The organism is Hoeflea marina, assembly GCF_003182275.1.
GTDB classification, from domain to species: Bacteria; Pseudomonadota; Alphaproteobacteria; order Rhizobiales; family Rhizobiaceae; genus Hoeflea; species Hoeflea marina.
On the sequence record NZ_QGTR01000003.1, the window covers coordinates 726,389 to 746,756 of the forward strand.

Below are 20,368 nucleotides of genomic sequence, written 5' to 3' on the forward strand. Positions count from 1 at the left end.
CGTCAGGTCCATCATATTCTAATGGACGCACGGCTGCGCGACGGAAGCGCGGTTGCGTCTCAATCGGTCAGCGTGTCGAAAAAGCCCTTCATGCGCGAGAAGAAGCCCGACGATTCGGGGCTGTTTTCCTTGGAGGAGAGTGATTCGAACTCGGCGAGCAATTCGCGCTGGCGGCGGCTGAGATTCTGCGGAGTCTCGATGGAAATGCGGACATACAGATCGCCCTTCTGGGCAGAGCGCAGCACCGGCATGCCCTTGCCGCGCATGCGCAGCTCCTTGCCGTTCTGGGTCCCCTCTGGCACCGTGACGCGCGACTTCGTGCCATCCATGGTCGAGAGTTCGAACTTGCCGCCGAGCGCCGCCGTGGTCATGGAGATCGGCACGGTGCAGTAGAGATCGGCACCCTCGCGCTGCAGGAAGGGATGCGGACGCACCGACAGGAAGATGTAGAGGTCGCCCGACGGCCCGCCGCGAACACCGGCTTCGCCCTCGCCCGAAAGCCGGATGCGGGTGCCGTCCTCGATGCCTGCGGGAATGTTGACCGACAGCGACCGTTCCTCGGTCACCCTGCCCTGGCCGCCGCACTTGACGCACGGATCGGAAATGATCTGGCCGCGGCCATGGCAGGTCGGGCATGTTCGCTCGATGGAGAAGAAGCCCTGGGCGGCGCGGACGCGGCCGGCCCCGGCGCAGGTGCTGCAGGTGGTCGGCTTGGTGCCGGGCTTGGCGCCGGATCCGCTGCAGACATCGCAGGTGATCGAGGTCGGGACCCGGATCTGCGCGGTCTTGCCGGAATAGGCCTCCTCGAGAGAGATCTCCATGTTGTAGCGCAGATCGGCGCCGCGTTCGCGGCCGCCGGCGGAGCGGCGCTGGCGGCCGCCACCCATCATGTCGCCGAAAATATCCTCGAAAATGTCGGAGAAGCCACCGCCCGCGCCCATTCCGCCCATCCCTCCGGGCCCGCCCTGCTCGAAGGCGGCATGGCCGAACCGGTCATAGGCCGCGCGTTTCTGCGGATCCTTGAGGGTCTCGTAGGCCTCGTTGATTTCCTTGAATTTGTGCTCGGCATCCGCATTGCCCGGATTGCGATCCGGGTGAAACTGCATTGCAAGCTTGCGGAAGGCACCCTTGAGTTCCTTCTCCTCAGCGCCGCGCGCCACACCGAGCGTTTCGTAAAAGTCAGCCTTGGCCATGTTTCTCCGCCGATATCCCGATGATTATCCGGGTGCCCGGGCAGTCCGAAACAGACACGCGATGGTGCCGGCCGGACCCCGAACAGGAACGGGATCCGGCTTTCGCCGGATCCCGCAGTGTCGTGGCCGGTCAGGCCGACTTCTTGTCGTCGTCCTCGACTTCTTCGAAGTCCGCGTCAACGACCTTCTCGTCGTTGCTTTCGGCAGGACCCTCGTCGTCAGCTCCGGCCTCGGCCTGGTTGGCTTCATACATGGCCTGGCCGAGCTTCATCGAGACTTCCATCAGCGCCTGGCTTCTGGAGGTGATGGTCTCGGCATCCGGTTCGGAGGCCTCGACCGCTTCCTTGAGCGCGGCAATGGCTTCGGAGATGGCATTGCGGTCATCCGCGGAAACCTTGTCGCCGTAGTCCTTGAGCGACTTTTCAGAGGAATGAATCAGGCTTTCCGCCTGGTTCCTTGCTTCCACCACGGCCCGACGCTTCTTGTCGCTATCTGCGTTGGTTTCGGCTTCCTTGATCATCGCGTCGATATCGCTGTCGGACAGGCCACCCGACGCCTGGATGCGGATCTGGTGCTCCTTGCCGGTGCCCTTGTCCTTGGCCGACACGTTGACGATGCCGTTGGCGTCGATGTCGAAGGTGACTTCGATCTGCGGCACACCGCGGGGTGCGGGCGGAATACCGGCCAGGTCGAAGCGACCGAGGCTCTTGTTGTCGGCAGCCATCTCGCGTTCGCCCTGGAACACGTTGATCGTCACCGCATTCTGGTTGTCTTCGGCGGTCGAAAACACCTGGCTCTTCTTGGTCGGGATCGTCGTGTTGCGGTCGATCAGCCGGGTAAAGACACCGCCCAGCGTCTCGATGCCGAGAGACAGCGGCGTGACGTCGAGCAGCAGCACGTCCTTGACGTCGCCCTGCAGCACGCCACCCTGGATCGCCGCGCCCATCGCAACGACTTCATCGGGATTGACGCCCTTGTGCGGCTCCTTGCCGAAGAACTGCTTCACGACCTCCTGGATCTTGGGCATGCGGGTCATGCCGCCGACCAGAACCACTTCATCGATTTCCGCAGCCTTGAGCCCGGCATCCTTCAGCGCGGCCTTGCACGGAGCGATGGTGCGCTGGACGAAATCATCGACCAGGCTCTCGAACTTCGAGCGGGTCAGCTTCATCGTCAGATGCTTCGGACCCGATGCATCGGCGGTGATGAAGGGCAAATTGATTTCGGTCTGGGAAGCCGATGACAGCTCGATCTTGGCCTTTTCCGCGGCTTCCTTGAGCCGCTGCAGGGCGAGCTTGTCCTTCCTCAGGTCGATGCCCTGGTCCTTCTTGAACTCGTCGGCGAGGTAGCTGACCAGACGCATGTCGAAGTCTTCACCGCCAAGGAAGGTATCGCCATTGGTCGACTTCACCTCGAAGACGCCGTCGCCGATTTCCAGGATGGAGACGTCGAAGGTGCCGCCACCCAGATCGTAGACGGCAATGGTCTTGCCCTCGGTCTTGTCGAGACCATAGGCGAGCGCTGCCGCGGTGGGCTCGTTGATGATGCGCAGCACTTCAAGGCCGGCGATCTTGCCCGCGTCCTTGGTGGCCTGCCGCTGGGCGTCGTTGAAATAGGCGGGAACGGTGATCACGGCCTGCTCGACCTTCTCGCCGAGGAAGGCTTCCGCCGTTTCCTTCATCTTCTGCAGCACCATGGCGGCAACCTGCGAGGGCGAATAGGCCTGGCCTTCAGCTTCGACCCATGCATCGCCATTGTCGGCGCGCACGATCTTGAAGGGGACAAGTTCCTTGTCCTTGGTCACGGCCTTGTCCTCATAGCGGCGGCCGATCAGGCGCTTGACGGCAAAGAGGGTGTTTTCGGGGTTGGTGACCGCCTGGCGCTTGGCCGGCTGGCCAACGAGACGTTCGCCGTCTTCGTTGAATGCCACCATGGAGGGCGTGGTGCGGGCGCCTTCCGCGTTCTCGATGACCCGTGCGTCCTTGCCGTCCATGACGGCCACGCAGGAGTTTGTGGTTCCGAGGTCGATACCAATAACTTTTGACATTCTGCATTCTCCTTGAAGCGAGCTGCCGGGACCCGGTGAGGCATTCCCATCGACAGCCCCTAACGGGACAAGATTGCGGATCGGGGCATTCTACCCTTATCCGTTGCCACGGATCGGCCTGCCTTGGGACAAACCCACCGTGGCTATGCGGCGTATATATGAATACCCATTCCAGACTGCAAGCCGCTGCGGCGGGCGCAATGCGCAGTTGGACGCCTTTTGTGGCTCAATTTCCCAGGATCAGGTCGAGCAGGGTGGTTTTCTGACGACTCTGCGTCGCGCCGATCTCGGCGGGCGGCGTCGGCCCGTCCTGCCGGGCGGCGGTCGGACGATCGGACGAGGCAGGAACGGGCAGCAGACCCTGCAGCAGACCGGCCACCGGATCCTGCCCCGAGCCGACAGGACTCCCGACGGAAGCCGGGGGAGCCGGGTTTCCAAGCTGGAGACCGATGGCGGGGACGCCCTTGTGCGCCGCCTGCATGAAGGCATGCCAGGCTTGCGCCGGCAGCCCACCCCCCGTCACCTTGCGCATCGGCTTGCCGTCGTCGTTGCCGAACCAGACGCCGGTGGTGAGATTGGCGGTGTAGCCGACGAACAGCGCATCGCGGAACGACTGGCTGGTCCCGGTCTTTCCCGCCGCCTGCCATCCATCCAGCCGCGCGCTCCGGCCGGTGCCCTCCTGCACGACCCGCGCCAGCATCTGGTTCATCATGGCATTGACCGCGGGATCGATGACCCGGGGAGGATGCTCGTAGGCATTCTCGAAAAGGACCCGGCCGTCCAGCGTGGTGACCCTGCGGATGACGTGCGGGGTGGCCTTGTAGCCGCCGTTCATGAAGGGGGCGTAAGCCGATGTCAGCTCAAGCAGCGTCACCTCGGAGGTGCCGAGCGCAATGGAGGCGTTGGCCTGCAGCGGCGACTCGATGCCGAGGCGGCGGGCGGTCTTGATGACCTGCTGCGGGCCCACCTCCATGACCAGCTGCGCCGCAATGGTGTTGAGCGATTCGGCCAACGCGTCCGACAGCGTGACGGCGCCGCGGTATTTCTGATCGTAGTTCTCCGGCGTCCAGTCACCGATCCTGACCGGCGCGTCGTTGCGCACGGATTCCGGCGTCCGGCCGATTTCGAGCGCGGCCGCATAGACGAAGGGCTTGAACGCCGAACCAGGCTGGCGCCGGGCATCGGCCGCCCGGTTGAACTGGCTGGTGGAATAGTCGCGGCCGCCGATAAGCGCGCGGACGGCGCCGGTGCCGTCCAGCGACACCAGGGCTCCCTGGCTGACGGCGAGTTTTTCGCCGCTGTCAGCGATGGCATCGCGGATCGCCCTCTCCGCCTCACTCTGGAGATGGAAATCGATGGTGGTCTCCACCACCAGGTCCTCGGTAACCGGGCCGATCAGCGCCGGAAGGCGATCCATGACCATGTCGGCGACATAGTTCTCCGATCCGGTCCAGTAACTCTTGGCTCGGGTCTGGGGTCTGGTCAGCGCGGTGGCGATTTCGCTGTCGGTGACGTAGCCGGCATCGCTCATCGCCTTCAGCACCACCTGCGCCCGTTCCTCGGCGGCCTGCGGGTCGTGAGCCGGCGACAGCCGCGACGGCGCCTTGAGCAGACCGGCCAGAAGCGCCGCTTCGGCCAGGCCCACATCCCGGGCGGGCTTGTTGAAATAGCGCCTGGAGGCAGCCTCGACGCCATAGGAGCCTGAGCCGAAATAGACCCGGTTGAGATACATTTCCAGGATCTGGTCCTTGGTGAACTTGTGCTCGAGCCAGAACGAGAGCAGGACCTCCTGCACCTTGCGCTCGAGCGTGCGCTCCGGCGACAGGAAGAGATTCTTGGCCAGCTGCTGGGTCAGGGTCGAGCCACCCTGGACCGTGCGGCCGGCGAAGAGATTGGTCGCCACGGCGCGGGCAAGACCGATCGGATCAATGCCGAAATGCGAATAGAAGCGGCGGTCCTCGATCGAGATGACTGCTTCGGGGATATAGGGCGACATGTCGCCCAGCAGCAGCGCCTCGCCGCCAGTGGCGCCGCGATTGGCCATGACGTCGTTGCTGACGGACACGATCTTGACGTTGGGAGACCGGTCCGGCACCGCCCAGGTCGATGCGCTGGGCATGCGCGCGCCATAGTAGGCGACGACGCCCGCCACGCCGATGCCGCCCCAGATGGCGAGCACGAAACACCAGTAGACCAGGCCGCGGATCACCCCGACAAATCCGCCCCGGCGCTTGCCGCCCCGGGCGCCGCCCTTGCCCCTGCCGCGCTTGCCGGCCGGCTTGCGACGCGAGGGCGCGCGCGCTGCCGAAGGCTTGGCGACGCGATCATCGGCCAGGGACCGCTTTCCGGTTCGCGGCTGGATGGAGTCGAAGCTCGGCTCAATGCGGTCGCGGCTGGTTGTCTTTCGCGCCATGGATGTCCGGTGTTCCTGATTCCGCGTGATCAGGAACACCGTAATCGGGCCGCTTTAAGGTGCGGTTAAGGAAACCGCACATCGGGTTCAGTCATCCTTGCGCTCTGCCAGGGCGGCCAGGATGCGGATCCAGGAGCGCATTCCCTTGTGGAACGACTGCAGTTCGTATTTCTCGTTGGGCGAATGGATGCGGTCGTCGGCAAGCCCGAAGCCGACAAGCAGCGATTCCATGCCGAGCAGAGTCTGAAAATCCCCGACGATCGGAATCGAGCCGCCCATGCCGATCATCACCGCCGGCTGCGGCCACTCGTCCGACAAGGCCTCGCGGGCGGTGCCGAGCAGCGGCGAATCATAGGGAAGCTGAATGGCCGGCGAGCCGCCATGGGCATGGAAGCTGACCGAACAGTCGGCGGGAACGAGCGATTCGACATAGGCGCGGAAGGCGGCGCGGATGGCTGAGGGATCCTGCTTACCGACCAGCCGGAAGGACACTTTCGCCGATGCCTGGGCGGCAATCACCGTCTTGAAGCCTTCCCCGGTATAGCCGCCGATGATGCCGTTGACCTCGGCGGTCGGCCGGGCCCAGGTCTGCTCCAGGACGCTGCGGCCCTTTTCTCCGGACGGAATGGACAGCCCGACCTCGCCGAGGAAGCCTTCGGCCGTGCGGCCGAGCGTGTCCCACATGGCCAGGATCTCGGCCGGCGTTTCCTCGACGCCGTCATAGAAGCCGTCCAGCGTGACGCGGCCGTCGGCGTCATGCAGACCGGCGAGAATACGAGCGAGGATGTGGATCGGATTGGCGGCGGCCCCGCCGAAATAACCCGAATGCAGGTCGCGGTCGGCGGCCGTGATGGTGATCTGTTCACCGACCAGGCCGCGAAGGCCGGCGGAGATCGCCGGCGTATCGGCGTCCCACATGTTGGTGTCGCAGACCAGGGCGCAGTCCGCCCTCAGCTCGGCGGCGTTGGCCTCGAGGAACGGTTTGAGCGAGGGCGAGCCGGATTCCTCCTCGCCCTCGAACAGGATGGTCACGCGGCACGGCAACGATCCCGAGACCGTCTTGTAGGCGCGGCAGGCCTCGACGAAGGTCATCAGCTGGCCCTTGTCATCGGCCGACCCCCGGCCGGTGATCACCTTGCGGCCCGGCGAATATTCCCTGAGCGAGGGTTCGAAAGGCGCGGTCTGCCACTGCTCGACCGGATCGACCGGCTGGACATCGTAATGCCCGTAGAACAGCACATGCGGCGCATCGGCGGTGGCGCCCGGATGGTGCGCGACGACCATCGGATGGCCCGGCGTGTCGCGCAGTTCGGCGGTGAAACCGAGTTCGGTCAGAGCATCGACGAGCCACTGCCCGGCCCTGCGGCATTCTGCGGCAAAGGCCGGATCGGTGGAAATCGAGGGAATGCGCAGAAGTTCGAACAGCCGTTCGAGGCTCACATTCAGGGTCGTGTCGGTGTGGGCTAGAACGGCGGACAGGTCTGACATGCTGGGTCTCCGGGAGGGAATCAGGAGCCGCGATCCTATCGCCCGCGCGCCGAAAAAGAAAAGCCGCCATGGCCGGAGGGGGGACCATGGCGGCATATCCGGGGACAAGGGCCAGAAGAGGGGCGGGGAGGCCCTTGTCCTAGCCTGGTCGCGGCGGGGGACGAGCCGGTGAACCAGACGGCGGCTTGTTTATTGCCGATGAGAATGAATTGGGCCTGCAATTGTGGTATTTCAAGGACAGGCCACATTACGGTTTTGTAACGAATCCGTGATGCCGCGCGCCGCCGAGATCCAGCCCGGGACCGGCAAAAAAGCACCGGCCGCGATCAGCGCGCTAGACCTCGGGGAAAGGTCGCGGTAGTCGTTGCAGCATGAAACAAGGTGACCATCTCTTTCTCGTCGACGGCTCCGGATACATTTTCCGGGCCTATCATGCGCTGCCGCCGCTTACCCGCAAATCCGACGGATTGCCGGTGGGCGCCGTGGCCGGCTTCTGCAACATGCTGTGGAAGCTGATCTCGGAGGCGCGCGACACCTCGGTCGGCGTGACGCCGACGCATTTCGCGGTGATCTTCGACTATTCGTCCAAGACGTTCCGCAACACGCTCTATCCGGACTACAAGGCCAACCGGTCGGCGCCGCCGGAGGATCTGGTGCCGCAGTTCTCGGTCATCCGCGAGGCGACGCGCGCCTTCGACCTGCCCTGCATCGAGATGGAGGGCTTCGAGGCCGACGACCTGATCGCCACCTATGCGCGGATGGCGCGCGAAGCCGGCGCGGACGTGACCGTGATCTCGTCGGACAAGGACCTCATGCAGCTCGTCGGCCCGAAAGTGTCGATGTATGACGGCATGAAGGACCGGCATATCGGCGTGGCCGAGGTCATCGAGAAATGGGGAGTCCCGCCGGAAAAGATGATCGACCTGCAGGCGCTGACCGGCGACTCGGTCGACAATGTTCCAGGAATTCCGGGCATCGGCCCCAAGACGGCCGCGCAGCTGATCACCGAGTTCGGCGATCTCGACACGCTGCTGGCGCGGGCGGAGGAGATTCCGCAGCCCAAGCGCCGCGAGAGCATCATCGCCAATGCCGACAAGGCGCGCCTGTCGCGCCAGCTGGTGCGGCTGAGCGACGATGTCGCCGTGACCGAAGATCTCGATTCGCTGTTTCTCAATCCGCTCGACGGTCCGAAGCTGATCGCCTTCCTCAAGGCGATGGAGTTCACCTCCCTGACCCGCCGGGTGGCCGAAGCCACCCACACGGAGGCGGCCGAAATCGCCGCCGCGACCATCGCCATCGATTCGCCCGAAGCCGCCCACGGCCCGGACCTCGATCCCGGCGAGGCCGGCGGATCTCCGGCGGCGGACGGCAACAGGCCACCCGACGGCGGCGGCGGAAATCCCGGATCGGTGGCCCAGCGCCGCGCCGAGCTCGCCGTGGCGGCGAAGATCGACACCACGGCCTATGTCACCATCCGCGATGCCGAGACGCTGAGGGCCTGGTGCGACGCCGCCCGCGAGGCCGGCCTGTTTGCGTTCGACACCGAAACCACCTCTCTCGATGCGATGCAGGCCGATCTGGTGGGGTTTTCGCTCGCGCTTCCGGTGGGCACTCCGGAGGCGGGGACTTTCTCGATCCGCGCCGCCTATGTGCCGCTTGCCCACATCACCGGCATCGGCGACCTGCTGGGCGGCGGCCCGGCCGAGGGGCAGATGAAGCTCGATGCGGCACTGGCGGAGCTCAGGATGCTGCTGGAAGACCCGTCGGTGCTCAAAGTGGGACAGAACCTGAAATACGACATGCTGGTCATGGGCCGGCACGGGATCCGCATCATCGGCTTCGACGACACCATGCTCTTGTCCTACGTGCTCGACGCCGGCCGTGGCGGCCATGGCATGGATGCGCTGTCGGCAACCTGGCTCGGCCATCAGCCGATCGCCTACAAGGACGTTGCCGGATCCGGCAAGGGGCTGATCGGGTTCGACCAGGTCGAGATCGACAAGGCGACCGCCTACGCCGCCGAAGACGCGGAGGTGACGCTGCGCCTGTGGCATGTGCTGAAGCCCAGGCTGGTGGCGGACGGCCTGACGTCGGTCTATGAGCGGCTCGAAAGGCCGCTGGCGGCGGTGCTGATGCGGATGGAGGAGCGCGGCATTTCCATCGACCGGCAGATCCTGTCGCGGCTTTCGGGCGAACTGGCCCAGGGTGCCGCGGCGCTGGAGGCGGAGATCCACGATCTGGCGGGCGAAAGCTTCAATGTCGGCTCGCCCAAGCAGCTCGGCGACATCCTGTTCGGCAGGATGGGCCTGCCCGGCGGCTCGAAGACGAAATCGGGACAGTGGTCGACGTCGGCGCAGGTGCTCGAGGACCTGGCGGCGGCCGGCCACCCGCTGCCGCGCAAGATCGTCGACTGGCGGCAGCTGACCAAGCTGAAATCGACCTACACCGATGCCCTGCCGGGCTTCATCCATCCGCAGACCAAGCGGGTTCACACCTCCTTTGCCATGGCCGCGACGACGACCGGACGGCTGTCCTCGTCCGACCCCAACATCCAGAACATTCCGGTCCGCACCGCCGAGGGCCGCAAGATCCGCACCGCCTTCATCGCCGAGCCCGGCAATGTGCTGATTTCCGCCGACTACAGCCAGATCGAACTTCGGGTTCTGGCCCATGTCGCCGACATTCCGCAACTCAGCCAGGCCTTCGCCGACGGCATCGACATTCATGCCATGACCGCTTCGGAAATGTTCGGCGTTCCGGTCCTGGACATGCCGTCGGAGGTCCGCCGCCGCGCCAAGGCGATCAATTTCGGCATCATCTACGGCATCTCGGCATTCGGGCTTGCCAATCAGCTCGGTATCGAGCGCTCGGAGGCGGGCGAGTACATCCGCAGATATTTCGAACGGTTTCCCGGCATCCGCGACTACATGGACGAGACCAAGGCGCAGGCGCGTGAGAACGGCTATGTGGAGACCATCTTCGGACGCCGGGCGCATTATCCCGAGATCCGCTCCCCCAATCCGCAGGTGCGCGCCTTCAACGAGCGCGCAGCCATCAATGCCCCGATCCAGGGTGCGGCCGCCGACATCATACGCCGCGCCATGGTGCGGATGGAGGATGCGCTCGAGGCGGCCGGGGTCAACGCCCGCATGCTGCTGCAGGTCCACGACGAACTGGTGTTCGAAACCGCGGAAGCCGAGGCGGCCAAGGCCATTCCGGTGATCGTGTCGGTGATGGAGCATGCCGCCATGCCCGCGGTGGCGATGCGCGTGCCGCTTCGGGTGGACGCCCGGTCGGCGCGCAACTGGGACGAGGCGCACTAAGGCACTTCAGATTCCCACGATTCGCACCCGCTTTTTCCAAGTCATGCGTGCGGTGATTACGAAACCGCAGCACTTTCGGGCGAGGCCAAGGTTTTTCTTCGCCTCTCCCCCAAATGCGGGATGAGGCGGAGCCCTCATGTCTGTTTTCCTCAAGCCGCCGGCAGAACCGGCCTTGAGGGGACACCAATGACGAAACCACACTACCTTGCGGCGCTGGCCGCGGCGCTGGCGCTTGCTGGTTGTCAATCCGGCCAGACATCGACCGCCGGCGCGATGGCCACGGCCAGTGCACCTTCCGCTACGTCGGCTTCCGCCGGAGCCGGTACGCAGTCGGCCTTTGCGGCCACCGCTTCGGCCCCGGGCGGCCAATGCAGCATCACCCTGGCGGGCGGCCCGCCGCCGAAGCCGGCGAAGGGGGCCGATTTCGCCAAGAACGCCATCGGCAACAACATCAAGCGCAACGTGACGCGGAACCTGATCAGCAACATCGGCGCCCGGGTCGCCGGCCCGCTCGGCGGCGCGGTGGCGCAGGGCATCGCAACCGACCGGATCCGCACCGAGCAGGACCTGAAGGGCATCTGGACGATCACGGACGGTCGCAGCGATTGCGGCTGTGCGGTCGATATCAGTTCCGGCGTGAACTTGCAGATGAAGAGCTCCAACGCCGGCGCGTTGACGACGCGGGGCTGTGCAAACGTCCAGCTGGCGCAGGCCGCGCGCTGGTCGCTCGGCCATTCCTTCACCGGCTATGACGCCCCGCTCACCGTGATGGCGCCGGACCGGCGGACGGTGGTGGCGACGCTCAACCGAGACGGCCTCAACTACTTCTCGGGCACGCTCGCCGACGGCTCGGCCGTGACCATGTGGCGGCGCGGCGGCTGACCCAGCCCTACTGATCGGGATGGCGGCCTCGCCGCCATGCTGATGCCGGGGATCGGCAGGCCCCTCGCCGGTCCCCGGCCACGGTTGCACCGGCGCAGCCCCACGGACCGGGCCGCCACGGTCGCGGCATCACCGCATTGTGAGACATGCTCATCACCGGCTTTGTTGACGCTGGGGATGAGCTGTGATGTGTGAAGCATTCTTGAAACTTCACGGGGATCATCATGCGCGGCTTGTTACTGACCATGGGGGCAATCGCTGCCGCCGGCCTTTCCCTGGCGCCGATGGCGCGCGCCGCCGATCCGAATCCGAGCGACTGGCAATCCGTGCTGGATCAGGCGAAGGGCGAGACGGTCTATTTCAATGCCTGGGGCGGTTCGGAGAACATCAACGCCTATATCGACTGGGCCGGCCAGCGGCTGAAGGAGCAGTTCGGCGTCACCGTCGTCCATGTCAAGCTCGACGACACGGCCAATGCGGTGGCCAAGGTCGTCGCCGAAAAGGCGGCGGGCCGGGATGACGGCGGATCCGTCGATCTCATCTGGATCAACGGAGAGAATTTCGCCTCGATGAAGCAGCAGGAACTCTTGTTCTCGCCGGACTGGACGACGGCGCTGCCGAACTGGGCCTTTGTCGACTATGAATCGATGCCGACCATCCTGACCGACTTCACCATTCCCACCGACGGACTGGAAAGCCCGTGGGGCGGGGCCAAGCTGGTGTTCTTTCACGATTCGGCGCGGACGCCCGAGGACACGATGCCCGACTCCGCCTCCGAACTGCTGGCCTGGGCCGAACGCAATCCGGGCCGGTTCTCCTATCCGCAGCCGCCGGACTTCATCGGCTCGTCGTTCCTCAAGCAGGTGCTGTCGGAAGTGATCGTCGACAAGTCCAAGCTGACCAAGCCCGTCGATGATGCCACCTTTGAGGCCGACGTCGCCCCGCTGTTTGCCTATCTCGACAGTCTGCACCCGCTGCTGTGGCGCGGCGGCAAGGCCTATCCGCAGAATTATCCGGACATGAAGCAGAAGCTTGCCGACGGCGAGCTCGACATCATCTTCGCCTTCAATCCGTCCGAGGCATCCGCGGCGATCAAGACGGGCGAACTGCCCGACACGGTGCGCTCCTTCACCTTCTCGGGCGGCACGCTTGCCAACACCCATTTCGTCGCCATTCCCTACAACGCGAAGGCCAAGGCGGGAGCCCTGGTGCTGGCAAATTTCCTGATCTCGCCAGAGGCCCAGGCCCGAAAGCAGGATCCGGCCGTGTGGGGTGACCCGACCGTGCTGTCGCTGTCGAAGCTCGACCCGTCGGACCGCGCCGCCTTCGAGGCGCTGGACCTCGGCGTCGCGACGCTGACCCCGGACAAGCTCGGACCGGCGCTGGACGAGCCGCATCCGGACTGGATGGAGCGGATCGAAGGCGAATGGCGCAAGCGCTACGGCGTCGCCAACTGAGCCCGGCCGGCGGCGTGCCGGAGAGGGTCGGCGGCATGCGCCTGGCGCGCATCGCTCCGCCGCTGACCCTGCTGGTTCTCGTCGGGCCGCTTGCCTTCGGCCTTGCCGGAACGCTGCTGCCGGCATTCGGCTATCTGCCCAGCCTCGGCGGCACCCGCTTCAGTCTCGATGCCTTCCATCTGCTGGCCGGTACGCCGGGCATCGTCCGCTCGGCGGCAACCAGCATCCTGGCCGGACTGGTGACGACGCTGCTGGCGCTGCTCTGCGTCGTCGCCTTCGCGGCGGGCCATCTCGACAGTCCGCTCTTCCTGCGCATGCGGCGGCTGATCTCGCCCCTGCTCGCCGTGCCGCATGCGGCGGCCGCCTTCGGCTTCGCCTTCCTGGTCGCACCGTCCGGCCTCATGATGCGGCTGGTCTCGCCCTGGCTCACAGGCCTGGACCGGCCGCCCGACGTGCTGATCGTCCATGACCCGATGGCGATCACCATGGTCGCCGGGCTGGTCATAAAGGAAATCCCTTTCCTCTTCCTGGTCATGATGGCCGCCTTGCCGCAGCTCCGGCACAAGGAGACGCTGCAGCTCGGGCGCTGCCTCGGCTACGGCCGGGTGGCGAGCTTCATCTTCCTCCTCTGGCCCCAGATCTATGCCCAGATGCGGCTGGCGGTGTTCGCGGTGCTTGCCTATGCCACCTCGGTCGTCGATGTCGCCGTCATTCTCGGCCCGCAACTGCCGCCGACGCTACCGGTGCGGCTCATCGAATGGATGAACGATCCCGAACTGCAGACCCGGTATCTCGCATCCGCCGGCGCGCTGCTGCAGCTCGTGGCCACCTTCGCCGCACTGCTTGGCTGGCTCGGCATCGAGAGGATCGGCGGCCTCCTCGTTTCGCTCCCGAGCGGGCGCGGCCTGCGGTTCCGCCATGACCGGCCAGCGCGTCACGCCGCCCTGGCGGCGATGGCGCTGTCGGCCCTCATGGTGTTCGGCGGCATTGCCATGCTCGGCCTCTGGTCGCTGGCCGGCCTCTGGCAATTCCCGAAGGCGTTGCCATCGGCCTTCACCCTCGACAGGTGGTCGGCGGCCTTGCCGCGCATATTGGATCCGCTCGTGACCACGCTCTGGGTTGCTGGCATCTCGACCGCGATTGCCGTGGTGCTGACCATCCTGTGCCTGGAACGGGAGCTGGAAACGGGGCGCGGGCAGGGCGGGCGATCGCTGATGCTGATCTATCTGCCGCTGATCGTGCCGCAGATCTCGTTCATGTTCGGGCTGCAGGTGCTGGCAATCGCCGCCGGCGTCGAAGGCACCGCCGCCAGCCTGGTCCTGGCGCATCTGGTGTTCGTGCTGCCCTATGTGTTCCTGTCCCTCAGCGACCCCTGGCGCGCCCATGACCGGCGCTACGATGCCATTGCCGCCGGCCTCGGCATGAGCAGGACCCGGGCGCTGATGCGGGTCAGGCTGCCGATGCTGGCGCGCGCCATCCTGACGGCAGCGGCGGTGGGGTTCGCCGTCTCGGTCGGCCAGTACCTGCCCACCGTGCTGATCGGCGCAGGCCGGCTCACCACCGTGACCAGCGAGGCGGTGGCACTGGCCGCCGGCGGCAACGGCCGCGTCATCGGCGTCTACGGCTTTCTGCAGACGGTGCTGCCCTTCCTGGCCTTTGCAATTGCCACCGCGGTCCCGAACTTGCTATTCCGCCACCGGCGCGGACTGCGCCTTTGAGCAGGATCGACATGACGAAGACAGAGGGACTTGCACTCGACGGCATCACCATCCGGCTGGGCGGCCGTCGGCTGATCGCGCTCGACGCGCAGGTCGGCCGCGGCGAGGTGTTGACCGTCATGGGTCCGTCCGGCTCGGGAAAGTCGACGCTGCTCGCCTATATCGGCGGCTTCCTCGACCCGGCCTTCGAGGCCGAGGGGTCGGTGCGGATCGACGGATCCGACCTGACCGGTCTCGCCGCCGAGGATCGCCACGCGGGAATTCTCTTCCAGGACCCGCTGCTGTTTCCGCATCTCGACGTCGCCGGCAACATCGCCATCGCCATCCCGCAGCATTCGGGATCGCGCCGGGACCGCAGGCGCATGGCCGAGGCGGCCCTCGCCGATGCCGGTCTGGAGGGGTTCGGCGATGCAGATCCCGACACCCTGTCGGGCGGCCAGAAGGCCCGCGTGGCACTGCAAAGGGTGCTGATGTCCAGGCCGCGGCTGCTGCTGCTCGACGAGCCGTTTTCCAAGCTCGACGCCCATCTGCGCGAGCAGACGCGGCAGATGCTGTTCGCCACGGCCCGCCAGGCGGGCCTGCCGGTTGTGCTCGTCACCCATGACGAGGCGGACGCCGCGGCGGCCAATGGCCGGGTTCATAGGGTCGGTGACAGCTGATGGCCGTCACCGACCAGCATGCGAATCTGCCGGTCCACGCCGTGCTCGGGGATCTGCTGGCGGCGCTGCGCGCCGTCCCGAACGCGGTGCTGGCCGCCCCGCCGGGTGCCGGAAAGACGACGCTGGTGCCGTTGGCGCTGCTCGAGGAGGGGTGGTGCAGAGGGCGCATCATCCTGATCGAGCCCCGCCGGCTTGCCGCCCGCGCCGCCGCCCGCCGCATGGCTTCGATGCTGGGCGAGGAGGTCGGCTTGACCGTCGGCTACCGGATGCGGCTCGACACCAGGGTGTCGCGCGGCACGCGGATCGAGGTGGTGACCGAGGGCGTCTTCACCCGCATGGCACTGGAGGATCCGGAACTCGCCGGCATCGACTGCGTGATCTTCGACGAGTTCCACGAGCGGGCCCTCGAGGCCGATTTCGGACTGGCGCTGGCGCTCGACATCCAGTCCGGACTGCGCGAGACGCTGCGCATCCTGGTGATGTCGGCGACACTGGACATCGACCGGGTCACCGCGCTGCTCGAACCGGCCACCGCCATTCGCAGCGAGGGCCGCAGCCATGCCGTGGAGATCCGGCACATGGACCGCCCGGCAGGCGAGCGGATCGAAGCGGGGATGGTCCGGGCCATCGAACGGCTGCACGGGTCCGACCAGGGCTCGATCCTGGCCTTCCTGCCGGGCCAGGGCGAGATCCTGCGCGTCGCCGAACGGCTGGGAAGCGGCCTCGGAGCAAACACCGATGTCATGCCGCTTTATGGCGCGCTGTCGGCGGCGGAGCAGGACGCGGCAATCCGGCCGCCCGATCCCGGACGACGCAAGGTGGTGCTGGCAACCCCGGTGGCGGAAAGCTCGATCACCATCGACGGGGTGCGCATCGTCATCGATTCCGGCCTTGTCCGGCAGCCCGTTTTCGAACCCTCAACCGGGATCACGCGGCTCGAAACCGCGCGCGCCTCCCGCGCCAGCGCCGACCAGCGCGCCGGCCGCGCCGGCCGCACCGAGCCCGGGATCGCCGTTCGCCTCTGGCACACCGGCCAGACCGCGGCGCTGGAGGCCTATGCGCAACCGCAGATTCTCGCCAGCGACCTGTCATCGCTTGTGCTCGACTGCGCCGCCTGGGGCGTGGCGGAGCCGGGCCGGTTGCGGTTTCTCGATCCGCCGCCGGCGGCAGCCGTCGCCGAGGCCCGGGCCCTGCTGGTGGAGCTCGGTGCCCTCGATGCGTCCGGCGCGCTTCTGCCCAGGGGCCGGTCGATGCGGGCGCTGTCGCTGCCGCCGCGCCTGGCCGCCATGGTGATCGCGGCCGCGGCAGGGGGCGACACCGCGACCGCCGCGGCTCTCTCGGTGCTGCTGACCGAACAGGGCCTCGGCGGGTCGTCCGTCGATCTCGACAGCCGACTGGTGAATTTCCACCGCGATCACAGCCCGCGGGCAAAGGCCTCCCGCGACCTGGCGCGGCGGCTGACGCGGAGCGCGGGCGGCGGGGCCGCGGACCCGGGCGGCGGCCTGGCCGCACCGCACCTGGTCGAGGCGTTTCCGGACCGGATCGCCAGGCAACGCGGCGGTCGCGGACGATTTGTCATGGCCAACGGGCGCGGCTGCGTCCTCGACGAGACGGAACGCCTTGCGGGCGCCGAATTTCTGGTGGTCGCCGATCTGAGCGGCAAGGCCTCGGGCGCGCGCATTCTCGCCGCCGCCGAACTCGGGGGCAGCGCCCTCGAGGCCGTCCTGAAGCAGCGGTCGACGGTCGGCGAGTCCTGCGTCTTCGACACCGAAAGCCGCACGGTGCGGGCACGCCTTGTGACCCGGCTCGGCGCCATCGCGCTCTCGGAGGTGCCGAGATCGAAGCCCGATCCGATCGCGGCCGCGGCCGCCCTGGCCGAGGGCGTGCGCCGGCTCGGGCCGGCGGCGCTGCCGTTCTCCGCCGCCGCCACGCAACTGCGCGAGCGGATCGGCTTCCTGCATCGGAGCCTGGGCGCGCCGTGGCCGGACACCTCCGACGCAGCTCTGCTTGCCCGGCTCGAAGAGTGGTTCACGCCGTTCCAGGCCCATGTCCTGTCCTTCAGGGCCATCGACCCGGCAACCCTGATGGAGGGCCTGAAGACGCTCGCCGGCCACCAGAACCTGCGCGACCTCGACCGGCTGGCGCCGACCCATTACGAGGCGCCGACCGGATCCCGCATCCCGATCCGCTACGACGGCGCCGAACCGGTGCTGGCGGTGCGGGTGCAGGAGCTGTTCGGCGAGACCCGGCATCCCGCCATCGCCGGCGGCGCGACGCCGCTGCTGCTGGAACTGCTGTCGCCGGCGCAGAGGCCGCTGCAAACCACCCGCGACCTGCCCGGCTTCTGGAGCGGATCGTGGCTGGATGTCCGCGCCGACATGCGCGGCCGCTATCCGCGCCATCCCTGGCCCGAGGACCCGGCAGCGGCGGCTCCGACGCGGCGGGTCAAGCCTCGCGGGACCTGAACCGCCGCAATCCGGCACGACCCCGGCCGAAACTCCGGGGCGGGCGCATTTCCCCAGCCGGCAAACTGGGCTAGAACCAACCCACCATGACGACATTTCCGACCCTACTTGACGATCACGCCATGCGGCACCGGCTGCGGCTACAGACCCTGACGCGGCTGCGCTGGCTGGCGGTCTTCGGGCAGAGCGCGGCCGTGCTGATCATTTCCCAGGGCTACAGCTTTCCGATGCCGGTGGCTTTCTGCTTCGTGCTGATCGCCTGTTCGGCCTGGCTCAACATCTTTCTGACCGTGCGCTTTCCCGCCGCCCACCGCCTGCCGCCGCTGGCGGCGATGGCGGTGCTGTCCTTCGACGTGCTGCAGCTTTCGGGCCTGCTGTTCATGACCGGCGGACTGTCCAATCCGTTCTCGGTGCTGATCTGCGTTCCGGTGATCATCTCCTCGGCCTCGCAACCGGTTCCCTACACCCTGGGGCTTGGCGCCCTGTCGGTGACGGCGGTGACGTTGCTGGCGTTCTTCTCGCTGCCGCTGCCGTGGCACCCCGACAATGCCTTCACCATGCCGTTCCTGCTGATTGCGGGCATCTGGATCGCCATCGTCTCGACCACCGCCTTCGCCGCCTTCTATGCCTACCAGGTCTCTGTGGAGGCCAATCAGCTCGCCGACGCGCTGGCGGCGACGGAACTGGTGCTGCAGCGCGAACAGCACCTCTCCGCGCTCGACGGCCTGGCCGCGGCGGCCGCGCACGAGCTCGGCACGCCGCTGGCCACGATCTCGGTGGTGGCGCGTGAAATGGAAAAGGCGCTCGGACGGGACCCGCGCTATGCCGAGGACGTGCAGTTGCTGCGCAGCCAGAGCGAACGCTGCCGCGACATCCTGCGGCGACTGACCAGCCTGTCGGCCGCCGACGAGGACCACATGCGCTGGCTGCCGCTGCATTCGCTGGTCGAGGAGGTCGTGGCGCCGCACCGGGAATTCGGAATCGGCATCGATGTCGTGACCAGCGACGACGGCTCGCCCGAACCGGCCGGCCGGCGCAATCCCGGCATTCTGTTCGGGCTCGGCAACCTGATCGAGAATGCGGTGGATTTCGCGGCCAACAGGGTCATCGTCGAAGTCGTGCAGGATCGGGAGAAGGTGGAGATCACCTTCATCGACGACGGGCCGGGATTCGCCCCGGACGTCCTGGCGCAGATCGGGGTTCCGTTCATGAACCGCAAGAACCGGACCAATCGCGAGCAGGCGGGCGGATTGGGCCTCGGCCTGTTCATCGCCAAGACGCTGCTCGAGCGCTCCGGCGCCACGCTGACCTTCTCCAACAACGCCGCGCCGCCCGGCGCGCGCGTCTGCGTCAGCTGGCCGCGGGATAAGATGGACATCGCCGACAACGCCGCCAATGGCAGGCTTGATCCGCAAAGGCGATAATTCAGGGTTGAACAGGGCCGGTGCGCGCGCCATACATTGCAGATAAGGTGAGTATCATGACCGAACTTGGCGCAGCAGACGAAACCGAAAAAGTCGAACCCGGCACCACGTTGCTGCTGGTTGACGACGACGGCCCATTCCTGCGCCGCCTCGCGCGCGCCATGGAGACCCGCGGCTTCAGCGTCGAGATCGCCGAATCGGTGGCGGAAGGGCTCGCCAAGGTGCGCGCGAAGCCGCCGCAATACGCGGTGGTCGACATGCGGCTCGGCGACGGCAACGGCCTCGACGTCATCGAGGCCATCCAGGAAAAGGGTGACAACACCCGCATGATCGTGCTGACCGGCTATGGCAACATCGCAACCGCTGTCACGGCGGTGAAGCTCGGCGCCATCGACTACCTCGCCAAGCCCGCCGACGCCGACGAGGTGTTCGCGGCGCTGACCCGCAAGCCCGGCGAAAGGGCCGAAGTGCCCGAGAACCCGATGTCGGCGGACCGGGTCCGCTGGGAGCACATCCAGCGGGTCTACGAGATGTGCGAGCGCAATGTTTCGGAAACGGCGCGCCGGCTCAACATGCACCGCCGGACGCTGCAGCGCATCCTGGCCAAGCGCGCGCCGCGCTGACGGCGCCGCTCAGAACCGGTGACCGGCGGCGGCCAGTTCGGCATGGAGCAAGCGTTCGGCGGCCACACGCGCGAAGCGTTGCGTCAGCGCCTTGCGGGCGGGCGCGGACAACCGGTGCTCGGGCGCGTCGCGCAGCAGGTGGCCACTGTAGGCATCGGCGACGATCAGCCCGCAATCCTCCGGAAAGATCGATACCGGCACCGCGGCGTGGGTGGCGAAGAACAGCCGGTCGCAATGCAGTCGGTATTCCGGCCACTTGCTGTCGACCCGGAAATCCTCGATCGATGACTTGATCTCGACAATCCAGATGTCGCCCCGTTCGCTGAGCGTGATCAGGTCGGCGCGACGTCCCGACGTCAGCGACAGTTCCGGCAACACCGCGTGGCGCATGTCGATGAGGAGCCGCTGCACCCCGCGGCGCACCATCAGCGCACGCGCGGATTGCCGACCGTCGAGGAGGGGCTGGTCGTTGTGCGGCGAAATGATCGGCATCCGCCAAGCCTGCCATCATGTCCGGCCATCCGCAATGCGGCGGCGCCGGTTTGTTGCAGAAAAGCAATTGGCGCAATTATTGCAATGGCGAGGCGGCACGGACTGGGGGCATGGCCCTTGCGCTCCGCCCCATTATTCAAAATAAAGCAACGTCCCAGGCGCCGAATCAACGAGCAGCTGGCCT

At 66.7% G+C, this 20,368-nt stretch carries 13 protein-coding genes; 8 read left to right on the plus strand and 5 right to left on the minus strand.

Annotation, left to right across the window (positions count from 1 at the left end; all coding sequences use genetic code 11):
• Window positions 1-59: 59 nt before the first annotated feature.
• From dnaJ to DFR52_RS14685, 4 genes are all read right to left on the minus strand, one after another.
• Entirely contained in the window at window positions 60-1,193 is a 1,134-nt protein-coding gene (gene dnaJ / locus DFR52_RS14670) for a molecular chaperone DnaJ (protein WP_110032690.1), read from the minus strand.
• A 130-nt stretch (window positions 1,194-1,323) separates the two neighbouring features.
• The gene (dnaK, locus tag DFR52_RS14675; RefSeq protein WP_110032691.1) at window positions 1,324-3,240 is read right to left on the minus strand and encodes a molecular chaperone DnaK; all 1,917 of its coding nucleotides are present in this window, start codon (window positions 3,238-3,240) and stop codon (window positions 1,324-1,326) included.
• 226 nt (window positions 3,241-3,466) lie between these two features.
• A complete protein-coding gene (locus DFR52_RS14680; RefSeq protein ID WP_110032692.1) occupies window positions 3,467-5,653 on the minus strand; it encodes a transglycosylase domain-containing protein in 2,187 nt (728 codons plus the stop codon).
• 87 nt (window positions 5,654-5,740) lie between these two features.
• The gene (locus tag DFR52_RS14685; protein ID WP_110032693.1) at window positions 5,741-7,141 is read right to left on the minus strand and encodes a M20/M25/M40 family metallo-hydrolase; all 1,401 of its coding nucleotides are present in this window, start codon (window positions 7,139-7,141) and stop codon (window positions 5,741-5,743) included.
• A 371-nt stretch (window positions 7,142-7,512) separates the two neighbouring features.
• On the opposite strand from DFR52_RS14685, the gene polA reads away from it, so the two are divergent.
• The 8 genes from polA (at window position 7,513) to DFR52_RS14725 (ending at window position 19,692) form a co-directional block, all read left to right on the plus strand.
• Window positions 7,513-10,464: a DNA polymerase I gene (gene polA, locus DFR52_RS14690; RefSeq protein ID WP_110032694.1), complete on the plus strand. Its 2,952-nt coding sequence runs from the start codon at window positions 7,513-7,515 to the stop codon at window positions 10,462-10,464.
• Between the two features lie 186 nt (window positions 10,465-10,650).
• Window positions 10,651-11,346, plus strand: coding sequence for a hypothetical protein (locus DFR52_RS14695; protein WP_110032695.1), 696 nt, complete (start codon window positions 10,651-10,653; stop codon window positions 11,344-11,346).
• 284 nt (window positions 11,347-11,630) lie between these two features.
• Window positions 11,631-12,803, plus strand: a complete 1,173-nt coding sequence (locus DFR52_RS14700) for an ABC transporter substrate-binding protein (protein ID WP_425351198.1) — start codon at window positions 11,631-11,633, stop codon at window positions 12,801-12,803.
• Complete coding sequence (locus DFR52_RS14705; protein ID WP_425351190.1) at window positions 12,773-14,521, plus strand: ABC transporter permease; 1,749 nt, start codon at window positions 12,773-12,775, stop codon at window positions 14,519-14,521. Before DFR52_RS14700 ends, DFR52_RS14705 begins: the two co-directional genes overlap by 31 nt.
• Before the next feature lie 11 nt (window positions 14,522-14,532).
• Window positions 14,533-15,180 carry an ATP-binding cassette domain-containing protein gene (locus DFR52_RS14710; RefSeq protein ID WP_110032697.1) on the plus strand — a complete coding sequence of 216 codons (648 nt, stop codon included), beginning with the start codon at window positions 14,533-14,535 and terminating at the stop codon, window positions 15,178-15,180.
• Entirely contained in the window at window positions 15,180-17,645 is a 2,466-nt protein-coding gene (gene hrpB / locus DFR52_RS14715; RefSeq protein WP_110032698.1) for an ATP-dependent helicase HrpB, read from the plus strand. Before DFR52_RS14710 ends, hrpB begins: the two co-directional genes overlap by 1 nt.
• Before the next feature lie 86 nt (window positions 17,646-17,731).
• Complete coding sequence (locus DFR52_RS14720) at window positions 17,732-19,069, plus strand: ActS/PrrB/RegB family redox-sensitive histidine kinase (protein ID WP_110032699.1); 1,338 nt, start codon at window positions 17,732-17,734, stop codon at window positions 19,067-19,069.
• A gap of 56 nt (window positions 19,070-19,125) precedes the next feature.
• The gene (locus DFR52_RS14725; protein ID WP_110032700.1) at window positions 19,126-19,692 is read left to right on the plus strand and encodes an ActR/PrrA/RegA family redox response regulator transcription factor; all 567 of its coding nucleotides are present in this window, start codon (window positions 19,126-19,128) and stop codon (window positions 19,690-19,692) included.
• A gap of 9 nt (window positions 19,693-19,701) precedes the next feature.
• Here DFR52_RS14725 and DFR52_RS14730 read toward each other — a convergent pair whose 3' ends face one another.
• Entirely contained in the window at window positions 19,702-20,184 is a 483-nt protein-coding gene (locus tag DFR52_RS14730; RefSeq protein ID WP_110032701.1) for an MmcB family DNA repair protein, read from the minus strand.
• Window positions 20,185-20,368 lie beyond the last annotated feature (184 nt).

What these genes read in the sequence shown, in the direction of transcription:
- dnaJ (WP_110032690.1), bottom strand. Translation starts at nt 1,193, where the DNA reads ATGGCCAAGGCTGACTTTTACGAAACGCTCGGTGTGGCGCGCGGCGCT.
- dnaK (WP_110032691.1), bottom strand. Translation starts at nt 3,240, where the DNA reads ATGTCAAAAGTTATTGGTATCGACCTCGGAACCACAAACTCCTGCGTG.
- DFR52_RS14680 (WP_110032692.1), bottom strand. Translation starts at nt 5,653, where the DNA reads ATGGCGCGAAAGACAACCAGCCGCGACCGCATTGAGCCGAGCTTCGAC.
- DFR52_RS14685 (WP_110032693.1), bottom strand. Translation starts at nt 7,141, where the DNA reads ATGTCAGACCTGTCCGCCGTTCTAGCCCACACCGACACGACCCTGAAT.
- polA (WP_110032694.1), top strand. Translation starts at nt 7,513, where the DNA reads ATGAAACAAGGTGACCATCTCTTTCTCGTCGACGGCTCCGGATACATT.
- DFR52_RS14695 (WP_110032695.1), top strand. Translation starts at nt 10,651, where the DNA reads ATGACGAAACCACACTACCTTGCGGCGCTGGCCGCGGCGCTGGCGCTT.
- DFR52_RS14700 (WP_425351198.1), top strand. Translation starts at nt 11,631, where the DNA reads ATGGCGCGCGCCGCCGATCCGAATCCGAGCGACTGGCAATCCGTGCTG.
- DFR52_RS14705 (WP_425351190.1), top strand. Translation starts at nt 12,773, where the DNA reads ATGGCGCAAGCGCTACGGCGTCGCCAACTGAGCCCGGCCGGCGGCGTG.
- DFR52_RS14710 (WP_110032697.1), top strand. Translation starts at nt 14,533, where the DNA reads ATGACGAAGACAGAGGGACTTGCACTCGACGGCATCACCATCCGGCTG.
- hrpB (WP_110032698.1), top strand. Translation starts at nt 15,180, where the DNA reads ATGGCCGTCACCGACCAGCATGCGAATCTGCCGGTCCACGCCGTGCTC.
- DFR52_RS14720 (WP_110032699.1), top strand. Translation starts at nt 17,732, where the DNA reads ATGACGACATTTCCGACCCTACTTGACGATCACGCCATGCGGCACCGG.
- DFR52_RS14725 (WP_110032700.1), top strand. Translation starts at nt 19,126, where the DNA reads ATGACCGAACTTGGCGCAGCAGACGAAACCGAAAAAGTCGAACCCGGC.
- DFR52_RS14730 (WP_110032701.1), bottom strand. Translation starts at nt 20,184, where the DNA reads ATGCCGATCATTTCGCCGCACAACGACCAGCCCCTCCTCGACGGTCGG.